Source organism: Pseudomonas serbica (assembly GCF_028823535.1).
Classification (GTDB): Bacteria; Pseudomonadota; Gammaproteobacteria; order Pseudomonadales; family Pseudomonadaceae; genus Aquipseudomonas; species Aquipseudomonas serbica.
In genome coordinates this window covers 370678-389849 of the sequence record NZ_JAQIYM010000003.1, presented here as the reverse complement: position 1 = coordinate 389849, position 19172 = coordinate 370678, and the positions used below count along the sequence as shown (strand labels likewise).

14 protein-coding genes are annotated in these 19172 nt (G+C 57.9%); 9 read left to right on the top strand and 5 right to left on the bottom strand.

Annotation, left to right across the window (positions count from 1 at the left end):
- Positions 1-177: 177 nt before the first annotated feature.
- Genes recC through recD form a run of 3 tightly spaced genes read left to right on the top strand, consistent with a single transcriptional unit; the run spans position 178 to position 9409 of the window.
- On the top strand, positions 178-3648 hold the full coding sequence (gene recC / locus NQL71_RS06695) for an exodeoxyribonuclease V subunit gamma (RefSeq protein WP_274642429.1): 3471 nt from the start codon (positions 178-180) through the stop codon (positions 3646-3648).
- The gene (gene recB / locus NQL71_RS06690; RefSeq protein WP_274642428.1) at positions 3645-7319 is read left to right on the top strand and encodes an exodeoxyribonuclease V subunit beta; all 3675 of its coding nucleotides are present in this window, start codon (positions 3645-3647) and stop codon (positions 7317-7319) included. The genes recC and recB overlap by 4 nt, the downstream gene beginning before the upstream one ends.
- The gene (recD, locus tag NQL71_RS06685) at positions 7316-9409 is read left to right on the top strand and encodes an exodeoxyribonuclease V subunit alpha (RefSeq protein WP_274642427.1); all 2094 of its coding nucleotides are present in this window, start codon (positions 7316-7318) and stop codon (positions 9407-9409) included. The genes recB and recD overlap by 4 nt, the downstream gene beginning before the upstream one ends.
- Here recD and NQL71_RS06680 read toward each other — a convergent pair.
- The 3 genes from NQL71_RS06680 to NQL71_RS06670 form a co-directional block, all read right to left on the bottom strand.
- Positions 9397-9561, bottom strand: a complete 165-nt coding sequence (locus tag NQL71_RS06680; RefSeq protein ID WP_017528830.1) for a hypothetical protein — start codon at positions 9559-9561, stop codon at positions 9397-9399. The genes recD and NQL71_RS06680 overlap by 13 nt on opposite strands.
- A gap of 25 nt (positions 9562-9586) precedes the next feature.
- Positions 9587-10264: a hypothetical protein gene (locus tag NQL71_RS06675; protein ID WP_274642426.1), complete on the bottom strand. Its 678-nt coding sequence runs from the start codon at positions 10262-10264 to the stop codon at positions 9587-9589.
- Between the two features lie 145 nt (positions 10265-10409).
- Positions 10410-11285 (bottom strand): helix-turn-helix transcriptional regulator, encoded by an 876-nt coding sequence (locus tag NQL71_RS06670; RefSeq protein WP_274642425.1) that lies wholly within the window; start codon positions 11283-11285, stop codon positions 10410-10412.
- Between the two features lie 102 nt (positions 11286-11387).
- Between NQL71_RS06670 and NQL71_RS06665 the strand changes: the two genes are divergently transcribed.
- From NQL71_RS06665 to NQL71_RS06640, 6 genes are all read left to right on the top strand, one after another.
- Positions 11388-11663 carry a hypothetical protein gene (locus NQL71_RS06665; RefSeq protein ID WP_274642424.1) on the top strand — a complete coding sequence of 92 codons (276 nt, stop codon included), beginning with the start codon at positions 11388-11390 and terminating at the stop codon, positions 11661-11663.
- 385 nt (positions 11664-12048) lie between these two features.
- On the top strand, positions 12049-14313 hold the full coding sequence (locus NQL71_RS06660) for an McrB family protein (RefSeq protein WP_274642423.1): 2265 nt from the start codon (positions 12049-12051) through the stop codon (positions 14311-14313).
- A 3-nt stretch (positions 14314-14316) separates the two neighbouring features.
- Positions 14317-15909: a DUF2357 domain-containing protein gene (locus tag NQL71_RS06655; protein ID WP_274642422.1), complete on the top strand. Its 1593-nt coding sequence runs from the start codon at positions 14317-14319 to the stop codon at positions 15907-15909.
- A 42-nt stretch (positions 15910-15951) separates the two neighbouring features.
- A complete protein-coding gene (locus NQL71_RS06650; RefSeq protein WP_274642421.1) occupies positions 15952-16467 on the top strand; it encodes a hypothetical protein in 516 nt (171 codons plus the stop codon).
- The gene (locus NQL71_RS06645; protein WP_017528822.1) at positions 16464-17024 is read left to right on the top strand and encodes a hypothetical protein; all 561 of its coding nucleotides are present in this window, start codon (positions 16464-16466) and stop codon (positions 17022-17024) included. The genes NQL71_RS06650 and NQL71_RS06645 overlap by 4 nt, the downstream gene beginning before the upstream one ends.
- A gap of 498 nt (positions 17025-17522) precedes the next feature.
- Entirely contained in the window at positions 17523-17732 is a 210-nt protein-coding gene (locus NQL71_RS06640; protein ID WP_274642420.1) for a hypothetical protein, read from the top strand.
- Here NQL71_RS06640 and NQL71_RS06635 read toward each other — a convergent pair.
- On the bottom strand, positions 17729-18406 hold the full coding sequence (locus NQL71_RS06635) for a hypothetical protein (RefSeq protein ID WP_274642419.1): 678 nt from the start codon (positions 18404-18406) through the stop codon (positions 17729-17731). The genes NQL71_RS06640 and NQL71_RS06635 overlap by 4 nt on opposite strands.
- An 84-nt stretch (positions 18407-18490) precedes the next feature.
- Positions 18491-19141, bottom strand: coding sequence for a HEPN domain-containing protein (locus NQL71_RS06630; RefSeq protein ID WP_274642418.1), 651 nt, complete (start codon positions 19139-19141; stop codon positions 18491-18493).
- Between the last annotated feature and the right edge of the window lie 31 nt (positions 19142-19172).

Here is a 19172-nt window from a genome sequence, read left to right as displayed (position 1 = left end):
TGTCCTGTGCAAGCAACCAGCATTTTCTGGTAACAGAGAGCAGCTTACTCTCGGCTCTCGCGCAGGCTCGTGCAGACCTTCGTGCAGGTGGTGATGCATAGCCATATCAGATTAAAGTGATGGCCTTTTGCTGCTCTGTTTCACAGAGCTGCCCGTTCAAACCTGAGGAAATCGTTTATGCAGGAAGCGGACTCGTTAAAGCCTGGCTTCATGATCATTCACGGCAATCGTTTGGACGATTTGCGTGAGCTAGCGGTGAGCTGGATGCAGCGCTACCCGTTGGCCCCGCTGGAAAACGAAGTCGTGCTGGTGCACAGCAACGGCATTGCTCAATGGTTGAAGCTGGCGCTGGCCGAAGATCCTGATAACGGTGGCTGCGGTATTGCAGCAGCGTTGGATGTGCAGCTTCCTGCGCGTTTCCTGTGGCAGGCCTACCGGTCTGTCTTGGGGGCCGAGACAACCCCCGAGTCGTCGCCGCTGGACAAGACTGCACTGAGTTGGCGCCTCATGCGCTTGCTGCCCCAATTGCTCAACAAAACCCATTTCAGCAGTTTGCAACGTTTCCTCCAGGAGGATGACGATCAGCGCAAGCTTTACCAGCTTTCCGAGCGGTTGGCAGATCTGTTTGATCAGTATCAGGTCTATCGCGCCGACTGGCTGGAGGACTGGGCGGCCGGGCGTGATCAGCTAAAGCACATCAAAGGCGGTGTGAAACCGCTGGATCCCGACAACCTGTGGCAGGCGGAGCTGTGGCGTGAAGTGCTGACGGATGTTGGCGAGGGTGCTCTCGAGCAGAGCCGCGCCGGTGTTCACAAACGCTTTGTAGCACACCTGCGTGAAGCAGGGCAGGCCCCGGCCGGGTTGCCTCGGCGTGTGGTGGTATTTGGTATTTCGTCAATGCCGGCACAGGTGCTCGAAGCCCTGGCCATGCTCTCGCGCTACAGCCAGGTGTTGCTGTGCGTGCATAATCCTTGTCGCCATCAATGGGGCGATATCGTCGCCGACAAGGAGTTGTTGGGCCATACCTATCGCCGTCAGCCGAACAGAAATATTCCCATGGCGGCGAATCAACATGGTCAGCCTTTGCTCGCTGCGTGGGGCAAACAAGGTCGCGACTACATCAATCTGCTCGACCACTATGACGAACCCGCCAGTTATCGCCACTTGTTCGACGGTCTCAATGGTGGGCGTATCGATTTGTTCAATGATCAGCCGCCTGAAAGTCTGCTGAGCCAGTTGCAAAGTGACATTCTTGAATTGCGTCCTTTGGCTGAGACCCGCGAAGTGTGGGGCCCTGTCGACGTGGCACAGGATCGCTCGGTGCGCTTTCACGTGGTCCACAGTGCGCAGCGCGAAGTGGAAGTGCTGCACGATCAGTTGCTCGCCCGCTTCAGTGCCAATCCCCAGCTAAGTCCGCGGGATGTGATTGTGATGGTGCCGGACATCAACGCGTATGCGCCGCACATCGAGGCCGTGTTTGGCCAGGTGCCACGTCATGATCCTCGATATCTGCCCTTTACCCTGGCTGACCAGGGACAGCGTGGGCGTCAGCCGTTGCTGATTGCTCTCGAACACTTGCTCAAACTGCCCCATAGCCGTTTCGCCGTCAGCGATATTCTCGACCTTCTGGATGTACCGGCGCTGCGGGCGCGTTTCGGTATCAAGGAAGCGGATGTGCCGATCCTGCAGCGCTGGATCGACGGTGCCGGCGTGCGCTGGGGACTCGATGCGCAACAGCGCGAGAGCCTGGACATGCCCGCGGACCTGGAGCAAAACACCTGGCGCTTCGGCATGCGCCGCATGTTGCTGGGCTACGCGACGGGCCAAGGGCCGGAGCTGAATGGCATCGAGCCCTACGATGAAGTGTCCGGACTGGAAGCGGCACTGGCGGGGCCTTTGTTGAGCTTGCTTGACCACCTGGAAATTGCCCGCGAAGACCTGCTGCAACCAGCCACACCCGTGCTCTGGGTCGAGCGCCTGCAATCGCTGTTGAAGGTGTTCTTCCGCCCGGTGGGGGATGCCGAAGAATTGCTGGTCAATCAATTGCTCAAGTTGCTCGATGACTGGTTGCGTACCTGCGAGTCCGCGCGGTTCGACGAGCCGCTGCCGTTGAGCGTGATGCATGAAACCTGGCTTTCCGGCATTGAAGAGGGCGGCCTGTCGCAGCGGTTTCTCGCCGGTGCGGTGAACTTCTGCACGCTGATGCCGATGCGTGCGATCCCCTTCAAAGTGGTGTGCTTGCTGGGTATGAACGATGGTGATTACCCACGCCAACAATCGCCGGTCGATTTTGACCTGATGCGTAACGATTACCGCCCTGGAGATCGCTCGCGCCGCGAGGATGATCGCTACCTGTTGCTGGAGGCATTGCTGTCGGCCCGAGAGCAGTTGTACGTGAGCTGGGTCGGCCGAAATATCCGCGACAATAGCGAGCGCGTGCCCTCGGTGCTGATCGGGCAACTGCGTGATCATCTGGCCAGCGGCTGGCGTTCGGCAACGCCCGAGGCGCTGCTGCACGCCTTGACTCAAGAGCATCCGCTACAGCCTTTCAGTGCGGCTTACTTTGTCGACCAGCCTGGGCCTGATGGGCTGTTCACTTACTCCCACGAGTGGCGCGAGGTGCATGATTCTCAGGCTGAGCGGCAATCGGTTGAGCTGCTGCCACAGCTCACGCAAGACACGCCACTGACCCTGCGCCAACTGGCCGGGTTCGTGCGCGACCCGGTCGGGGCGTTCTTCCAGCAACGGCTCAAGGTCAATTTCGACAATGACGAATTGACCAGCCGCGACGACGAAACCTTTCAGCTCGACGGCCTTGAGAACTGGCAGCATCAGGACCGACTCAGCCAGGCGCTCAAGCGTTGGGTTGAAGAGGATTACCGGCCTGAAAACGCAGTGGCCGAGCTTGATCTGCATGTGCAGCGTTTGCAGCGTGAAGGCAAGTTGCCGCTGGGCGGCTTCGGTACGTTGAGCGCATCGGCATTGGCCGAGCCGCTGCCGGACATGCTCGAGCGTTATCACGCGCAGTTGCAGGCGTGGCCGGAAATCGAGGAGGGCCAGACTGCCGCAATGATCGCCTCCCACGAACCGACCCCGGGATTGAGTGACTGGCTGGGCGGCATTCGCCGCAATGCCCTGGGTGAGCGAGCGTACTTGCAGCTGGACAGCAAGAAGCTGTGTAACGACGACAGTTGGCGCTGGCACAACCTGGTTCGTCCCTGGGTGCGCCATCTGGCGTTGCAACTGAGTGAACCGGGCTGCACCACGATTCTGGTCAGCTTGAACGGTGATGTGGTGTTCCGGCCAATGTCAGCGCAACAGGCGCAGGAACAGTTGAAATCGCTGCTCGGCGCCTGGGTGGCGGGCATGCGTGAACCGCTGCCGGTCGCCTGCAAAAGCGCATTCGCCTGGCTCGAAGACACAGGGGCAGGAGGGGAAGACAACGACGCGACTTCCGAGAAAGCCCGCGAGACGTTCGAGGGGGGCTACATGCGTACTGGAGAGGCGGATAGCTCTTTCGCCTTGCGCCGTGCGTACGCAGACTTCGACCAACTGTGCGCCTCCGGTCATTTCACCTCATGGGCCACGCGCCTGTATGGCGGACTATTCAATCATCTTTCTTCGAGCCGCGCAGGGAGCGACCAATGAAACCGCTGAATCTCAACCCCCTCGATTTTCCCTTGCATGGCAGCCGATTGATCGAGGCGAGTGCCGGTACCGGTAAAACCTTCACCATCGCCTTGCTGTATGTACGCCTTGTGCTTGGCCATGGCGGCGAGGCCGCCTTCAAGGACCTGCTGACACCGCCGCAGATCCTGGTCGTGACCTTCACTGACGCCGCGACCCAGGAACTGCGTGACCGTATTCGTGCGCGTTTGACCGAAGCGGCACAGTGCTTTCTTGAGCCTGATCGCAAACACGACAAGCTGCTGCAACAGCTGCGTGCCGAGTACCCGCCGCAGGAATGGCCCGATTGCGCGCGTCGGCTGCAACTGGCGGGTGAGTGGATGGATGAGGCAGCGGTCTCGACCATCCATGGCTGGTGCTATCGGATGCTGCGTGAGCATGCCTTCGACAGCGGCAGCCTGTTCACCCAGACCCTGGAAACCGACCAGAGTGAGTTGTTGGCCGAGGTGGTCCGTGACTATTGGCGTCGGCATTTCTATGAGTTGCCGGTGGAGCAGGTGCGAGCCATTGGTGATTGCTTCAAAAGCCCCCAGGACTTGGGGCATGCACTGAGTTCGTTGTTGTCTCGACGCGATGCGACTTATCAATACAATACCCAGCCCCTTGAAGCCCCTGGCTCTTTGCAGGCATTACTCAAGGAACCCGGTGAATGGTACGGAACAGTCGGCGAACTGGAGCGTAACGCTCGCAAGCTTTGGCTAGAACATCAGAACGAGCTCGAGGATGTGTTGCGCAGCATTCGTCCTCACATGAATGGTAATACCTACAGAAAAATCGATCAGGATGACGTCTTCAACGGTCTCCTGAACAAGCTGGCACAGTGGTCCAGGGGACAACCTGCGCTGCATAACGTGCATGCCTTCGGCCAGGCCGGCATAAAGCTCAAGGGCAAGGCCGTGGTGCCTCAGCATCAGGCGTTTGAGGCAATCGACCTGTGGGTCAAACAGCGCGACGCCAAAGTGGATATCCGCGCTCAACTGCTGCTGCACGCCTTGCATGAAGTGCGCGAGCGCTTCGATGAAGAAAAGCGCCGCCGTGCCGAAATCGGTTTTGACGACCTGCTCAATCGTCTTGACCAGGCCTTGCAAGGCCCGTCGGGCCCGCGTCTGGCCGAGACCATCCGCAAGCAGTATCCGGTTGCCCTGATCGATGAATTCCAGGACACCGACCCGGTTCAATACCGGATCTTTGAAACCATTTACCGCATTCCCGACAACCTGAATGAGTGCGGCCTGTTCATGATCGGCGACCCGAAACAGGCGATTTATTCCTTCCGTGGCGCGGACATCTACACCTACCTCCAGGCACGCGAGGCCACAGCTGGCCGTCATTACACACTGGGGACCAACTATCGTTCCACCAAGGCGATGGTCGATGCGGCCAACCACTGCTTCCGGTACGCCGAGGCCCAGCCTCGCGGCGCGTTTCGGTTCGCCACGCAAGACCAGGGCAACCCGGTGCCGTTCAACACCGTCCTGGCCAATGGGCGCGACGATGTGTTGCAGGTCAAGGGTACGGATCAACCTGCCTTGACGTTCTGGCAGCTGGAAACCGAGGGCGTGGTCAATAACTCCACCTATTTGCGTAAAGCCGCTGAAGCCTCGGCATCGGCGATTCAGGCCTGGCTTGATCCTGCTGCAACCGAGCGTTCCGGTTTGCTGAAAGGCAATGGTGAGTTCGTCGCCTTGCGGCCCGCCGATATCGCCATTCTGGTGCGCAATCGCAAGGAGGCCGAAGCCATCCGCAAAGCCCTGGCGCATCGACAGCTGGCCAGCGTGTATCTCTCGGACAGGGACTCGGTCTTTGAAGGCGAAGAGGCCAAAGACCTGCTGTATATCCTGCGGGCGTGCGCTCAACCCACCAGCGATCGGCTGGTGCGTGCGGCCATGGCGACCCGCAGCGTCGGGCTGTCATGGCAGACACTTGAGCAATTGAATCAGGATGAGTTGTTCTGGGAGCAACAGGTGCTGCTGTTCCGCGATTTTCGGGTGTTGTGGCAGCAACAAGGCGTGCTGCCGATGCTGCGAAAGCTGCTTGCCACCTTCAAGGTACCGGCGCGTTTGCTTCTGGAGGATCAGGGCGAGCGTCGCTTGACCAACCTGTTGCATCTGGCCGAATGGTTACAGCGCAGCGCCGCCGAACTCGATGGCGAGCATGCACTGATTCGCCATCTGGCCGAGCAGGTCGACGGGCAGAGCGAAGAGGAAATTCTGCGGCTGGAAAGCGATTCGGACCTGATCAAGGTGATCACCGTCCACAAGTCCAAGGGGCTGGAATACCCGTTGGTGCTGCTGCCGTTCGCCTGTAGCGCAAGGGAGATCGATGGCAAAAGCACAACACCGCCGATGTTTCACGACAACATGGATCTGGTCATCGAGCTGGCCAAAGGTAAACAGGCCGAGACGGCACAAGGGTGTGCCAACGATGAGCGTATGGGCGAAGAAATGCGCCTGCTTTACGTTGCCCTGACCCGAGCCCGTTACGCCACCTGGATCTGCGTAGCGCCCAAGGGATTTAAGACCGGAGGAAAATCGACAGATCTGCATAAGGCCGGCCTGGGTTACATGCTGGCGGGCGAGAAGCCGATAGCCGCGGAGAATCTGTCCGGCGTGGTCGAGGCATTGGCGAACGGCTGCCCGGACATTGCGGTGTGCGCAGCGCCGGTACCGTCCGACAATGTCCATACGACGTCCGCTCGACCGTCGGTGGGGCCGGCCTTGCGACCCTTGCACAAGCTCGCGGCGAACTGGTGGATTGCCAGTTACTCCGCCTTGGCCATTGCTGACGGCAATGTCCTGATGGGGGCAGAATCGGGTGTCAGTCTTGAGCCTGTGACTGCGCTGGAAGCAAATTTGCAGGAGGAAGACGAAGCTGAAACCTTGCCTGCAGGGGCTGGGATTCACGGTTTTCCTCGGGGTGCGGGCCCAGGCACCTTTTTGCACGGGTTGTTCGAGTGGGCCGGCCGCGAAGGCTTCGCCAAGGCCGCCGGCGATCCGCAAACCCTGCACAACACGGTGGCCCGTCGCTGCAACCTGCGCGATTGGGAAACCTGGATCGAACCGCTGTCCGCCTGGTTGGGCAGCTATCTGAATGCGCCACTGCGATTCAACGGCACCCAGTGCAAACTCTCGACCCTGAGCACCTATCAGGTCGAAATGGAGTTCTGGTTTTCCAGTCGCGCAGTGAACGTTCAGCGCCTTGATGCGCTGGTGCGGCAATACACGTTGGGTGGGGCACCGCGTCCCGTACTGGCCGCCAACGAGTTGAACGGCATGTTCAAAGGCTTCATCGACCTGACGTTTGAACATCAAGGTCGTTACTACGTGGCGGACTACAAATCCAACTGGCTGGGCAGCAACGATCAGGCCTATGGCGCAGAAGCGATGGCCGCGGCGATGCTGGACAAGCGATACGACCTGCAACTGTGCCTGTATCTGCTGGCCTTGCATCGCCAGCTCAAGCTACGCCTTCCGGGGTATGACTACGAACAGCACATGGGTGGGGCGGTGTACCTGTTCGTTCGTGGGCATCAGGCACCGACACACGGTGTGCATTTCGAAAGGCCGCCGCGGCAACTGATTGAACAGCTGGACCAACTCTTCATCGGGCAACACGCGGAGGCCAGCGCATGAACCGGACCCTTAAGCAACTGAGCAACAGCCAGCGCAACGTCGATCATCCGCCAGTATTCATTGGTAATGCCAACAGCGGCGAGCTGCTGCAGCAACTGGACAATTGGGTAAACCGTGGCTGGTTGCGCGCGCTTGATCGCTCGTTCGCCATCTTCATTCTCGAACAGGACCCCCAGGTCGAAGCCAGCGTGTTGCTGGCCGCGGCGATGACCAGTCACCAGCTGGGTCGCGGGCATTCCTGCCTGGATCTGGCTGCCACACTGCATGCCCCTGATTTTGTGTTGTCGTTGCCACCTGAAGGCGAGGAGGGCAGCCAGCTACCGTCACAATGGTTGCAGGGTCTGAATATCGCGCAGTGGCGCCAGGCGTTGTCCTTGAGTCCGATGGTGGAAGACCGGGACGGACCACAGCGTTTCCCGGAACGGCCACTGGTGTTGACCGGGCAGCACCTGTACTTGCGTCGTTACTGGAACTACGAGCGCAGTATTGCTCGGGCGTTGAGTGGCCGCCTGAGTGTGGATGCGCTAACGCCGGAAAAACTCTCCAAGCGGCTCGATGCCTTGTTCCCTGATGCTTTCGAGGTTAACGGTGAACGTTGCAGCGACTGGCAGAAAATTGCCTGCGCACTGGCGGCACGGGGCAATTTCAGTGTCATCACCGGCGGCCCCGGCACCGGTAAGACCACATCAGTCGTCCGTCTGCTGGGGCTGCTGCAAACCCCCGCCGTGGAGGAAGGAAAGCCGCTGCGAATTCGTCTCGCCGCCCCCACCGGCAAGGCGGCTGCACGCTTGTCCGAATCTATTGGCAAGGCTGTCCGTGAACTACCTGTGAGCACCCCGGTGCGTGAGGCGATTCCGACCGATGTTTCTACTTTGCACCGGTTGCTGGGCAGCCGACCGGATTCGCGCAATTTCATCTACCACCGCGATAAGCCGCTGGAACTGGATGTGTTGGTGGTCGACGAAGCCTCGATGATCGATCTGGAAATGATGGCCTGCCTGCTCGATGCCTTGCCCCGCCAGGCTCGCTTGATCCTGCTGGGTGACAAGGATCAGCTGGCATCGGTGGATGCGGGATCGGTGCTGGGCGACCTCTGTCGTGATGCCGAAACCGGTGGCTACAGCGAGCAGACCACGGCCTGGTTGAAAGCCCACAGTGGCGAGGCGGTCAGCGCTCCGGGTTTGCAAACGGCAGTCGGTCTGGGTAATCCGTTGGCCCAGCAGACCGTCATGTTGCGTTACTCCCGGCGCTTCGACGCCCAGCAGGGGATCGGGCGTCTGGCGAAGCTGGTCAATGAGAAAAATGCGGCTGAAGCGCGAGGCCTGCTGGACCAGCAATTGCCGCAGTTATTCAACCTCAAGTTGCGAAGTGAACATGACAGCGCGCTCACTGATTTGATTATCAACGGTAAAGGCGATGCCCCCGGGTATCGTCATTATCTTGAGCAGCTACGAGACCAGCGTCCTGTGAAAGACACTCCCTGGGACTGTAACCTTTGGGCCGGTTGGGCTGGCAAAGTATTGACCGCGTTCGATGAGTTCCGTCTGCTCTGTGCGCTGCGTCGCGGGCCTTGGGGGGTTGAGGGGCTGAATCAGCGAGTGGCCGCCGAACTGCGCCGCTGTGAGTTGTTGTCGGGGGATCAGGGTTGGTACGAAGGGCGACCGGTACTGGTCACCCGCAATGATTACAGCCTGAGCTTGATGAATGGTGACATCGGCATTGCCCTCTGGGTACCAGGTCCCTCCGCAGAACGGGTTCTACGTGTGGCCTTCCCGCGAAACGATGGCAGCGGCGGCGTACGTTTCGTGATGCCGAGTCGGTTGGTGGAGGTCGAGACGGTCTTTGCCATGACGGTGCACAAGTCCCAAGGGTCGGAGTTCAACCATACGGCTCTGGTATTGCCCGACGCGTTGAACCCGGTGTTGACCAAGGAGCTGTTGTACACCGCCATCACCCGTGCCAAACAGTGGTTCAGCCTGGTCGAAAGCAGTTCGGGCGTGTTTGAGGGGGCGGTGAGTCGCAATGTGCAGCGCACCAGCGGCCTGGCGCTGCAACTGCAAGAAGAACTGGTGAAACTTCAACGCACCTGAGTCGGAGCGTTCAGGCATTTGTAGCCTGGGTACTGCGCTTCAGCGGTGACCTTTGCCATGGCGGAGGTCACCGCCTGAACAGTGATGGTGAAGTTGGCTTGGGGGCCTGCGGTAGCGACCACGCGTTGCATGAAGGCTTTGTAGGTTTTCATGGCGTTTTCCTCAATCGCTGTGGGTTTAATCGTTTTCGCCGTTACCACGCGTGCGGGTAATCTTTACCGCTCGACCGAGCGCGAAGAGCACCATGTCGATGTTCACCACGAATCCAGGTTCGGCATCCTGACGCTCTTTGAAGTGCTCGCAGAGCCAGTGTTTGTAACGTTCGATGCAGGCGACATCCTTGTCCCAGTTGATTTTCTTGCGAATGGCCTTGACCTTGGCAGAGTCCGGGGAGTTCAACTGTTCATAGAGTTCGAAGGCGCGAAGCACATGCTGATCGACAATGGATTCCGAACGATCAGCCAGGTGCCGACCGAACTGTCTGAACACCTGCCCTGGACCGTTAATCAGCGATGCTGGTCTGACATCGGCAGCACCTTTGACGATGTGCGCCACTTTCTGCAGGTCACCGTTTTTCCAGACCAGGGCGTAGAGCAGTTTTTCCAAGGGGGTTTCAAGTCGGGCGCTGAGATCGGCATGCAGGCGCAGATCCTCGTCGAGCTTGTCAGCCATGAGTGAGCCGATGTCCTCGGCCGTCAATTCAAGCTGCAGTTCCGGATACTTGCTACGGTCCATTCGCCAGGTGTTCAGCGTCTGGTTGTGGGTCAATATCTTTTTCAATACCGACACGTCGAGGGCGTTCAGGATCGCGGTGAAGGTGTTTTTCACCAGGTCCAAGGCTTCCAGATTATTCAATATCGAGTTCTCTCGTGGGGACTGAGGCAGAGCTTGATCACTTCGTGCGACAGATCATGTCGCACTGCGTCAGGGCTCGGTCTTTTTTGAGGTCGACTGCCAGTGGCAAGGTTGTCGCGAACACGGCAGTCGAAAGGGACCGGTATCAGTCATACAACCAGGGTTTCAGCTCTTTCAGGTTCTCCACCACGATCTGTTGCGCCTCTGGTTTCGGGTCCAGGTTCTTCGGATCAATTTGATACCGCTGCAACACATACTTGACCAGCGCCTGGCGACTGGGAATTTGCAGGCGCCCATCGACCATGCCGAAATCCTCTTCGATGATTGCTTTCTGGGTCAACGTCAGGCGTTCATCGGGTTTGATGATGACGTTGACTTCGCTGTTCCATTGGCTGTCGAGCGCGATGCCATTCTCGGTTTCGCCGTCCATCAAGTCAGGCACTCCACGCAGTCGACTCAGCACAAAGTCCCGGTACTCGCGGTTTTTTTCGCAGTAGGCGCGCACATGCCAGCGCATACCTGTGTAAACCAGCGTATGCGGCGCAATGGTTCGCCCCTCAGGCTTGGGACTGTTCAGCGAGACGTAATCGATGTCCAGGCGTAGATGTTCCCGGCAGGCTTTGAGAAGTGGTCGCAATATCTCGGCCTTGATCGAGCGATCAGGTACCTCCAGGACTTTGGTGTGGGCATAGGCCAATGCCAGCCCTTCAACGTGAGGCGCCCGTGCATTGTTCTGGTAAAGCAGGTGCAGGTAGGCACTGGCGCTGTCATCGATGAACAGTGGCTTGAACTGTTTGCTCGGCACGTAACCTTTGATCTGTCGATCGTATGTAAGGTTTTTAGGCGCATGTTCGGTGATGTAGGTGTTGATGTCCTTGGATGCTTGCTGACGGCTGATGCCGAAGCTCTGCGTCAAGTGCACCGTGGTCAGCCGGCCTTCCCACCACGCGACAGTTTCGATCAGTCGGTAACGAAGGGCGAGGTCCCAACGGACCTGCTCGATGGTTTGTTTGCGTTTCATGTCGCCTCCATGTGAGTGAATACTTTACCTGTACAAGTCTACATTCTAGACGTGTCGTTTGACACTACATATCGTGACTCTGGCAAGTTTGGAGTTGACGACATGAGGGATATGTTTATGGATGGTTTGGATTGGATAGCGTCGGTAGCGATGCTGATGCTGTTAATGATCCTGCTGATGCTTCTGGTGCAGTATCTGCAGACTAACAAAGCCTGGAGATTGCTCGAGCATTGGTATGCGACGACGAAGGAGCGTCAGGCGCGGTTGAGCTGGCACGCCGAAGAAAATCGAGAGCTGAAATCGGCGCTGCGGGCGGAAAAGGCTCATGTGGAGCAGTTGCAGCGCAAAGTTGAGATTCTGCAGGCATTGCTGCCGTAGATGTGAGGGCCTTGGTGCAAGACCCTTTGATTGATGAGCCTGTGCATGAGGTTATGTGCATCCTGGTTTGGTATCGCGAGCCGGTGTTCCGCAGCTAATCTCACGTGTTGATCGTGGTGAGATCAAAGGATTGAATGCTCGGCATATTCACCGTCGCAGAGCAGATTGCAGGGCTGCTGTTTGGCGTGCAGTATGGGGTGATGTCAATTTGATGGCTCGAGTGTTGGGCGGAAAATGACCCAAGTATTTGCCTGAATGGTAACGAGTCAGGAGCGGGTGGCACCGGGCGCTTTATCCAAGATGTTGGTTTGGCTCCGCAAGCAAGTATTTAGCAGAAACGGAATTGGGCGCGGTTGCCCAAACAGGACAATAAGGGGCATGGCTTGTGGCGGTAGATCTGAAGGATGACGGAAATCTGAAGGCAGCCTGTGAGGCGGTATTGGCGCATCATCGTGAGCTGCCTTGGTATCAGAGCTGGCTGAAAAAGCTGTCGGAGTTCCTTCGTAAGGTACAAGACTCTGATCAAGAGGAGTTTTGTAGTCCAGCGTTTCAAGAGCTGCTGTGGGAAAGTGAGGTCATTACAACAACGGGCATGGGCACGGTCAATGTGTCAGAGGTGATCGCCGATCCCAGAGTCGCCGAATGCCTTTGGACTCTTCGGGCATCGTTAAAAAATGCTGACGCTCATCTTCATGATCAAGTGCTCAAGGAAGGCTGGCGCGAGTTGAATCAACTCGTCGCTCCACCCGCTGTGCGGCGCAACCCTCGGCTCAAAAAATATCGTCTATTCGCCGCGTTGTGCCCAACAGAACTGACCACACTCGCTCACTATCCCAAATTGCGTACTTTGGCGTCGTTGATAGGCGTAGGAGGTGCGGAGCGTGATCTTTCTCTGCACCAGGGCGTACTTGAACGCTTGAACAATGTTTTGGGTAAACGGGAAGAAGGGCTGTCAACACCGTCGCTGGAGCGTATGACCCTACCTTGGTTGCTCTATATGAAATTCGTCCAGGAGCAGGAAGCCGAAGCCACGGAAATCGCTGACCCCAGCACGGGTCAGGAGCGTCTAAATCCTTTACCTGCTGAGCGCCGACGCCGCGGCATGCTGGCCATTGGTGGTGGTATCGCGACCATCAGGGCGATCATTGAGTTCGCCAAAGAGGGGTGCAAGCGAGAGGACTTGGTGGAGCACATGCGCTCGATCAACCCAAGTCACGCCACCTCGAGCATCCGAACGCATCTCAATTCACTCATTGCCGAATGGGGCGTGCTGCGGGCTCAAGGCGACGAGATCCATCTGACACCGCGAGGTGAGGGACTGCTGGAGACAGGCGAGCCTGATGAAGTATCGGACTGGCTGCTGACTCGGGTACTCGGGGTTGATCACATGCTCTATGCATTGCGCAGCGGCCCAATGTCTGTCAGTGCGATGAATGAAATCTTGAGAAAGGTAAACCCCGGGTGGACCAGCGACCGAGCATTGACCAGCCTGACGTTTTGGCTGCGTGCCCTGCAATTGGTGGAAACCAGAGCAGACAAACTGCAGCACTTGACCGAGCTTGGCGAAACCTGGGCAGCGCAAATCTACTGGGAACCCCAATCGCTTGCTCCGGAGGCGGGGAGCGTTGCAGCCAGCGTAGTACCGTCCAGTGTAGAGGCAGCGCCATTCGAGCGCCCCTCGCTGGAAACCATCCTGCATAGTTTCCCGGAAGATATCGCCTTCCCGATCAGCCTGGTTGCCCGCCTTGATGCCGGACTGTGGAGTCACCAGCGCCGTCACTTCGCGGTCCTCACCGGGCTCAGCGGTGCCGGTAAGACGGTACTGGCGCGGGGGTACGCGCTTGCGTTGCACGAGGGGCAAACCCACCCCGCAGAGGGACTGCTGACGATCCCCGTGCAGCCTGGTTGGCATGACCCCTCTTGCCTGCTGGGTTACGTCAATCCATTGAATAGCGAGAGCTACGTACGCACGGCATTCGTCGATTTCCTGCTGAGAGCCAGTGCCGACTCCGAGCGTCCATACACGGTTGTGCTCGACGAAATGAACCTGTCGCACCCGGAGCAATATTTGGCGCCGCTGCTTTCTGCCATGGAGACAGGTGATCACATTGAGCTCCATGCTCAGGACAATGATATCAGCGGTGTGCCGGCGACCATCACGTACCCGAGCAACCTGGTGATCATCGGCACCGTGAATATGGATGAAACGACACATGGTCTGAGCGACAAGGTGCTCGATCGGGCGGCAGTGATCGAGTTCTGGGATATCGATGTTGAGGCGTTCCCTGGCTGGAAAACCAGCGCTTTGGTCGAGGAACAAGTTGATAGAGTGCGCAACACGCTCAAAGGGTTGGTCAAGGCCTTGCGCCCGGCACGCCTGCATTTTGGCTGGCGGACGATCCATGATGTTATCGGCTATATCGAGCAGGCCGAGCGCGGTGGTGTGATTGATTTCGATACAGCACTGGATCAAGCCATCTACGCCAAAGTCCTGCCCAAACTTCGCGGTGAAGACACACCACGGGTCCAGACTGCCTTCGCGGACACCAGCACCTTGTTGCGGGATATGAGGCTTGCGGACTCGGCAGCCAAAGTCGCCGAATTACAGGATGATTTGCGCTCTCTGGGTTCCGCCCGGTTCTGGCGCTGAACCATGGCGATTATCCGATGCATTGATAAACAAGGCGGCACGTTCACGGTCAGCCCCGAAGCGTTGGCTTCGGGGTTCATGGAGCGTGGCACTTATTATTTCGAGATTGTCCCCGAGTCGCGCTTGTTTGTTGATGATGAGCCGTTGGAGGCCTCGCGCCATGAGGCATTTGACGCGTGGCGATGGGAACCGGGTTTTTATGCCGGCAAAGTCATCGCTGAGTTGGTTGATACCAGCGGCAAAGTCTTGGCGACCTACCACTTTGATGTGGCTCCAGATCAAAACAAGCTCGGCGAGACTTCGTTTGCCGCGATGCTCGACGAACTCCTTGCCTTCGATACACGGTTGCTGTTGGGCAATGAGTACGCCCAGTTGGAGGTGGGTCGTGAGGGACGAACCAGCAACCCGCACCTGCAATATGCTCGACTGAAACGTTATGGCCCGGCGTTGTTGTCAGCGTTTACCGAAGTCTTGCGCAAGCCGCTGACACGGTTGCACCGAGAGCGCACATTACGGCCAGCGCACCAATTGCGTCGTATCGATCGCCAGACCCTGCGCAGTGCCTTGCAAGATCCTGCGGCGACGGCGTTGCTCTATAACCTCGAACAGGCCAATGCCAGTGGTGAGGTGTTGCACTTTGATGTGCCCACGGTGTTCGAAGACCTGGATAATCCAGCCAATCAGGCTTTGGCTGTTGTCCTTGGCGAAACCCTGCGACGTAGCCGTCACGTTATTGCCGCGTTGCAAAAGATCATTGAAGGGGAGGGCGACACGGGGGCTCGCTCCGCGTTGGTTCCTCGGCTTGGACGGCGGATTGAGTTCCTCGAAGGCTTGCACAGTGACCTTCGTAGAATTCAACGCAGTGAACCGTTTTGCTCCCTGCGTCAGCCTCGTATTACCGCTGCCGGGCTCAATGCTATTTCCGCTCATCCGGCTTACGCTCGGGCTTATCGCCATGGATGGTATGTGCTGCGTCCTGGTATTGACGGCAGTAGCGAGGGAGAGCGCTTATGGATCAGCCCTACGTGGGAGATATACGAGCGTTGGTGCTACCTCCAGGTGGTGGCCATGATGAAGTCGATCTATCCCGACCTGCAGTGGCATGACTGTTGGCCCGGTTCACGCGTGGACGTCGTACGTTGTGAAGGGAGGGGAGCTGAGACTCAGGTCGATGTCTGGCTACAGGTGTGCTGCCCGGCGTTCGACCAAAAAACCAGTCACGGTTTTTCCAGCATTTCTGGAGAGCGCCGTCCTGACATTGTCGTTACGGTGGAAAGCCCGGCGGGGAGCTCGTTCATTGTGATGGACGCCAAGTACCGGGTTGAGCGCAAGTGGGTACTGGAGGGCATGGTGTCGGCGCATTTGTACCGGGACTGCTTGCGCTGGAAGGGCCGCAAGCCGGATTTATCGATATTGCTGGTGCCTCGTTCAGGAGGTGCACCATTATTGGAGACGATGACGTACCAGAAAGCCAATGGTGTTGGCGTCGCGGTGCTGAGCGTTGAACACAATGGATTGAAGGCGGTGTTAAAACCCTTTGTAAGGGGCTGTACAGATTCAGAGTCAGCGGTGCCTCCTATGGCCGCAATTCCTTAGCCACTGAACTGAAATTTACGTAACACTGAAAAAGGAAGCGCGATGACAACAATCATTTCAATGGCTCAAGCGGAGATTGAGCTTGCACTCATGCAAGCCGAAAGTGATTCCATGGCCAGCAGCGATCTTTATATCTGGTTGCTGGAATGCGGTCTCTCGCCCGAAATCGCTATAAGACTCAAAGAGCTGGTGAAAGTGACTCAGCGTATAGGTAACAAGGTTGTCTCCATCGGTAAGCTGATCGTGATGAAGTTGCGTGAATTCATCACGGCGCATAAGGGCTTGGCCATTGGCACTGTATTGGGCGCGGCTATTGCTTCGCTGGTTGCCGCGATTCCGTTGCTCGGTTCGATATTGGCGCCGTTAGGTGCACTGCTTGGCCTGACGATCGCGGTCTCCGGTCATCAAAGCGATAAGCAACCGACCGGAAGAGGCGCAGGTGTGAACCTACTGGAGCTTCCACAGAACCTGATCGAGATCGCTCGGACGTACTTTGATCTATTCATTGAGACTCTCCAGCTTGTCATGGCTGAACTGGCATCGGCGAAAGCATCATGAGTCGGCAGCCGAAGGTCAGCAAAAAGCAGCTACTCAAGGTCATCGATGAGCTTGAACGGTCACCCCACGACCGTGTACGCATCCTGGGGGAGGTGGGTATCAGCACGCTCGGTATCGGCCTCGGCGCCGCTGCAGCAGGCACGGTGGCGAGTATCGCGGGTGCGACCAGTATTCCGGTCCTCACCACAGCCGCCGGTTGGGTGGGTGTCACTGCCGTGGCGGCGACGCCACTTGGCTGGGCACTAGGCGCTGCGGCAGCCGGTGGCGTTCTGGCCTACGGCGTCTCGCGCTGGATTCGGGGAGGTGCGATGTCAGAGGGCCGCAAGCAGGAGTTGTTGCTGGTCTATCAGGAGCGGTTGGCTGAGATGGAAGCCAAGGAGCGCATGGGGGCTGTCACGCTGTTGGATAAGTCCGGGTTTATTTCGTCACTTCGCGAGGTGATCGAGAAAGATGTCATCAGTGCAGATAAGGCGCTGCGGCTGATCGAGGCGGTCGAAGGCGGGAAGATGGCGTTGCCTGAGGCTTATCGATTGGTAAAAGCACTCTTGCAGGAGTAGGGGGCAGGGGGCAGTAGTCAGCAAAACACCGACGGATCATCCGATCACGACACGTCTTGTCGCGCTGCTCCCTCATGCTCGCCTCATCAGCCAACCATGAGGGACCGTAGCATGAAAAACCTGTTCGCAATTATTGGCGTCATCGTCGTTGTAAAGAAGGGCTATGAGTTCTTCCGTGAATACAACGAGATGAAACAGGAGCTGGACAAGCGTGCCGGTGATTCGGCCTGACGACTACTCCAATTTTTCTACTACTGACTGGTGTATCTCTATGCCCTGGCCACCCCATCCTTTCACGTTCACCTGCCCCCAATGCCACTGGCATAAGACAACGGTGCCACCCAGCGACGCACTGCGTGAGGGCAGAGACTGGTTTTCGGCCTGTCCCTCATGCCAGCACGTTGACCTGGATGTCCGGCCTGCTACGGGGCTGGAAATCTTCAAGGCCAAGCTGTTGCGACCGTTCAGCTAAAGTCCCATCTCAGTGCGAGGTTCGTGATGTGTAACGATGAAACCGACAGTCACGCGGATGACACATCACCCTCGCAGGTTGAAGCTGAGGCGGTGGTCGAGTACAGCGACGAATTCGCCGCCATGATCCTTGAGCAGGAGGCGAATGGCCGCTTCCAGGAAATTGATGTCGACGACATGCTCGCAACGCTCGACCGCATGATTCTCGAGGCCCAAGGCTTGGGTAGTGTGCATTAGCTCTCCAGGCAGAGCGTCAACAACTGATCCAGCTTGCAGGGCGATACCTGGCCGTCCATGCCCCAATGATCGCAGGAGTAGGTGCCGCCGCGCACCGCTTTTCCTTCTTCATCATAAACGGCGATGACCGCGTTCCACAGCGATGCCTTGGGTGCTTCGCTGAGCGGGTCCAGGCACAGCAGGTGAGTGGGTTGGTAGACACCATTATCTTCATAGCCTTGATGCCCCACGACCATCAACCAATGGCCTTCCAGTTTCGACCAGCTCACGCAGATCAGAGCAACAGCTTCGCGTTTGATTTCTTCTTGTACAGCTTCCACGAGCTCTTTTTTATTGCCATTGACCAGCTCGGGCAGGATGCCTTCACGGCGAAAATGCTCAGCCAGGCCAATCAGATCCCTTGTGGTCGTGCCTCGGGAAACCAGTGCGCCATGCTCTCGTAATGCGTTACGAAATCGGCCTTCGCGGCTGCGCCCATCCCAGTCACCCATGTAGGCAATATGGTCTCGCTTCAGCGCACCCAGGGTGATCAGGCCCATCATCAGGGCGTAGGGTCCGCAGGCGCCGTCGGCATCACCCTGACGCATGTGGACCAGGCCGGGCTCATCGAGGGCGCAGGTAGTTGGGCCTTCGGGGGAAACCATTAGCCAGGGGCTGACAAACATCTTGTTCATTGCAAATGTCCTTGTCGCAAAACACTTTAAAAGAGAGGCAGTTGTTACCGCTCAATAGCGGGATGTGGCAACTGACTGAGGAAGTCAGAGCTGGACCACCGGGTAGCAGGCATCTCCCCATAGCGTGTCGGGATTATTCAGCATCAACTCAATGATCAACGGGACGAACTTGCCGAGCAGACTGCCGCAGTCACGCAACTGGGAGCGGTTGATGCTGCTGTCCCAAGTGGCGCCGCCGTGCATGATCTGGTTGCGCAGGGTATAGATTCGATTGAACAGCACGGCGAGCACTTCAGCGGTATCGCGTTGCGCCAGAGCCGTCTGTGCTCTGCGTCGACCTGCCGCGAAGCGTTCGGTCCATTGCTCTTGGGTGATCTTGCCATTCTGGTAATCCCAGAAGCTCTGAAAAACGTACTGATTGTCCAGCAGCACCCGAATGCTCCCGGAAAATTCCGACCAAACCAGCTTCTCGATCTGCCGGTCCTGGTCCAGGTCGCACAGCTTGCGCAGGAATGCACGGAAGGTTTCCTGTTCGGACAATCGATAGTTTTCGTCGATGTCAGTGGCATAGGCCGCGTTGAAGGCGATCCACAGAAAAACGAAACGACCGTCGGCATCGTCTGCCTGCTCGGCGCGCTGTAACCAACTTAATGCGCGGTGCACACGCAGGGTCAGGTTGACGGGGTGATGGTCGCGCTCAAGTCGGTGGCGCGCCTTCAGGGTTTGATAGTTCATGAGGACTGGCTCGTCAGAATGGGGGGGAGGT